The 360-nt window shown below is 69.4% G+C and carries 1 protein-coding gene; it reads left to right on the top strand.

What is annotated here, in order from left to right; all coding sequences use genetic code 11:
* Positions 1–19 precede the first annotated feature (19 nt).
* Positions 20–360: type II toxin-antitoxin system Phd/YefM family antitoxin (locus tag GTQ99_RS24055; RefSeq protein WP_420814624.1), on the top strand; the 341-nt coding region annotated here is incomplete at its 3' end.

Raw genomic sequence — 360 nt, 5'->3', positions numbered from 1 at the left:
TGGTGGCTACGATGTAGCCATGCGGAGCATCAATGCGCGCGAGCTGCGGAACGAGTACGCGAAGGTGTTGGCGGAGGTTGAGGCGGGGGAGTCGTTCACGATCTTGTCTCGGGGTCGTGCGGTGGCGCACTTGACGGCGGTGCCGTCCGAGGCGCCGGCCGGTGCGGGTGGTGTGCCGGTGGGCGAGGGCTTGCTGCGCCGGCGTGCGGAGCGTCGGGCGCGCTTCAGCGCGGTGCGGTTGGGCGATGCGGTGGGTCTGAATGCTGCGGCGGGCCCATTCGATCATGCGGCGTTCGCTCGTCAGCAGCACGCGTTCTGGGGTGAGGAGGTCAGCGACCCCTACTTCGGTCGCGCCGACGT

The organism is Kineococcus vitellinus (genome assembly GCF_009906315.1).
Taxonomy (GTDB): domain Bacteria; phylum Actinomycetota; class Actinomycetes; order Actinomycetales; family Kineococcaceae; genus Kineococcus; species Kineococcus vitellinus.
This window is presented reverse-complemented; position numbering and strand designations above follow the sequence as displayed.